Raw genomic sequence first — 3,015 nt, 5'->3', positions numbered from 1 at the left:
TCGGTCACGTCCTTGGTCGAGCCGTCGGTGAACCGTGCCACTGCACGCAGGTCGAGCTCGGCGCTCTCCCGCGGGCTGAGGTTGCCGGTGATGGCGATTGCGCTCACCGATGGCGACGTCACCGTGAGGTCGTAGGTGACGCTCTGGCCGCCCTGGGTTGCGGTGATGGTGACGAAGCCGGGCGTGACCCCCTGCACCTCGTTGCGCGGTCCGAAGGCCACGCTGCCGCCGTTGCTGCTCTTCTGGGTCCAGGTGACGGCGATGGGCTCGGTGTCGGCACCGGCGCTGCGCCGCCCCTCGACCTCGAGCTGCAGCACCTCGCCCACGCGGAGCTGCGGCACCGTGGTGAGTGCGCGCACGACCATGTCGTAGAGCTGGGGGGCTGCCCAGCTCCTGGCTTCCGAAGAAGAGCAGCGTTACGCCCGCCGCACCCCCGAAGACCAGCTTTGCCTGACCGCTCACGCCGGGGGTCGGAAGGGCGACGACCTTGACCTCTGCCCCCGCCTTGGCCACGTCGGCCTTGATCCAGGCGCTGGCGATGCCCAGCAGGGTCACCGCGAACCGGGGCTGGCCGGCCGAGATCCAGATGCTCGCCTCGGCTTCGACGACCGGTGGGGGGATGTTGAACTCATAGTCGAACGCGCGCGCCAGCGTCCACTTGCTGTTCTTGTACCAGGGGCCCGCCGCGGCGCTGACGCTGCCACCGGCCTGTTGCGTCAGCTTGCCGGCGAGCTTCGCCGTCACATCGAGGTTGAGCTGCAGGTCGACGGTGAGGGCCAGCGGACCCAGGGGCGTGAGCGGGATCTTCACGGTGGGCGTTATGGGCACCGTGCGCTTGAAGGCCATGCCGGCCTGGGCCGTGGCGGTGACCTGGCCCACCGCCTTCACGGTCGGGACGATCTTGAGCTCGCTCACCGCGCCGAACCAGTTCGTCTTCAGCACGGTGTCAAATGTGACGTCGATGTCGACCCTGCCGTCGATGACGATGCCCGGCTCGCCGTTGAGGCCTGTGACGTACGTGTTCTGGAAGGTGATGGGGATGGTGTAGGCCAGCTTCCCGGGGCGCTTCGTGGCCGGTCCGATGGTCTCTCCCGGGAGAAGGGCGGGAACGTCGGCGAACGCGGCCGGCGCGACGGTCTCGACGCGTTCGAGGTCAGCGCTGCTGAACACGTCAGACAGCGTGATCGGGGCGGTCTCGACCGTGGTGATGTCGCCAGATCGGGAGACGCTCACCACCTTGCGGGCGAACTGGAGGTCTCCCTTGTTCGAGACGAGCACGTCGCCTGGCGAGAGCGCAAACGTTCCTGTGAATGAGGCCGAGCTGTCGGTGAGCCGTGTCACGGTGACCGTTCCGTTGGTAGGCATCACCTTCACGCTTGCCCGTACCTGCGTGGAGCCGCTCTGACTGATGGTCTCGGTAGACGACAGGGGACTGCCCCCGGTTGTGCCTCCGCCTTTGCCGCCGCAGCCGGCGAGGAGGGTGACGGTGAGGGCAACGATGAGGAGTCTCAGGGTGCGCATCGGGGGGCTTTCGGGGGGAGGTGGCCGTTGGAGACCCTGACGTGATCATCTGCAGGCCATCGAATTCTAACAAGCCCCCCAGGTGAAGTCAATGAAAAGAAGATGAGGGTTTGCTGGACCCGGTAGGCTGTGGCATGAAGCGCGTGCTCGTGCGTACCAGTAGAGACGCCGTGAAGACGTCGTCCGCGCTCTCTACGGCTCCCACCAGAGCCGGCCTCGCTTGCGCGGGTGATTCCCCGTTTCGTTCATGCTCATGGCGTCGTACAGCCGTCCGTTGGCCATGACGAGGTCGATCTTCTCGGAGTCGCGGATGTTGTCGAGGGGGTTGGCCGACAGCACCACCAGGTCGGCCAGCTTGCCGGCCTCGAGCGAGCCGATGTCCCGGTCGAGCCCCAGGTAGCGGGCGCCGTTGAGGGTTGCGCAGCGCAGCGCCTGCAGGGGCGACATGCCGCCCTGCACCAGCATCCAGATCTCCCAGTGCGCCCCCAGCCCCTCTCGCTGCCCGTGGGCCCCCAGCTGAACGCTCACGCCCGCGTCGTTGAGGTGCTTCGCCTCGCGGCTGATCTGCACGTGGTTGTACTCGTCTTCCGGCGCGATGACGCGGCGGCGCGAGCGCGCCTCGAGGGGGCGGTTGGGCACGAAGCGGGCGAGACGCGCGTTCTCCCACACGTTGGTGTGGGCATACCAGTAGTTCTCGCCCATGATGCCGCCGTAGCCCACGATGAGGGTGGGGGTGTAGCCTACCTTTGTGCCCGACCAAAGCGCCACCACGTCCTTGTAGACGCGCTCGACGGGCAGGGCGTGCTCGACGCCGGTGTGGCCGTCGACCACCATGGTCATGTTGTGCTCGAAGAGCGACCCGCCTTCGGGCACCACCATCATCGACAGCTCGCGGGCCGCCGCGATGATCTGCTGGCGCTGCTCGCGCCGGGGCTGGTTGTAGCTCTTGACGCTGAAGGCCCCCACCGCTTTCAGGCGGCGCAGGTGCCGGCGCGCGTCGTCGAGGCTGTCGATGTCGGCGCGGAAGTCGCCCGCGGCGCCGTAGAGAACGGTGCCGGTCGAGAAGATGCGTGGCGCGGTGATGAGCCCAGCCACCGCCATCTCGCGCGCCGAGAAGATCTCGGCGGTGTCGTTCGACGGGTCGTGCAGGGTTGTGACGCCGAAGGCCAGCGCCGCCCAGTTGTACCAGTTTCGCTGCGGCACGATGCCGTTCTCGCCCTGGGCCCCGTGCCAGTGCACGTCGACGATGCCGGGCATGATGGTCTTGCCGCGGCAGTCGACCACCTTCGCCCCCGAAGGAATCGTCACGTCGCGCCCGATGGCCTTGATGCGATTGCCCTCGATCAGCACGGTGGCCTGATCTAGTACCTCGTCGCCGCGCATGGTGATGACTCTGCCGCCGGTGAGGGCGGTCACCCCGCTCGGCACATCGGCGGTGGCGTCGAGGCGAATCTCGCGCGCGGCGACGAGGTACTAGATCAGGCCACCGTGCTG

At 67.6% G+C, this 3,015-nt stretch carries 2 protein-coding genes; both read right to left on the bottom strand.

The window, feature by feature from the left end:
* Positions 1-1,521 (bottom strand): hypothetical protein (locus tag EB084_22745; protein ID NDD31084.1); only part of this gene is annotated, 1,521 nt, incomplete at its 3' end.
* 192 nt (positions 1,522-1,713) lie between these two features.
* The gene (locus EB084_22740; protein NDD31083.1) at positions 1,714-2,973 is read right to left on the bottom strand and encodes a hypothetical protein; all 1,260 of its coding nucleotides are present in this window, start codon (positions 2,971-2,973) and stop codon (positions 1,714-1,716) included.
* Between the last annotated feature and the right edge of the window lie 42 nt (positions 2,974-3,015).

The organism is Pseudomonadota bacterium (genome assembly GCA_010028905.1).
Classification (GTDB): domain Bacteria; phylum Vulcanimicrobiota; class Xenobia; order RGZZ01; family RGZZ01; genus RGZZ01.
Note: the sequence above shows the minus strand (reverse complement) of the source record. Positions and strands in the feature narration are given on the sequence as shown.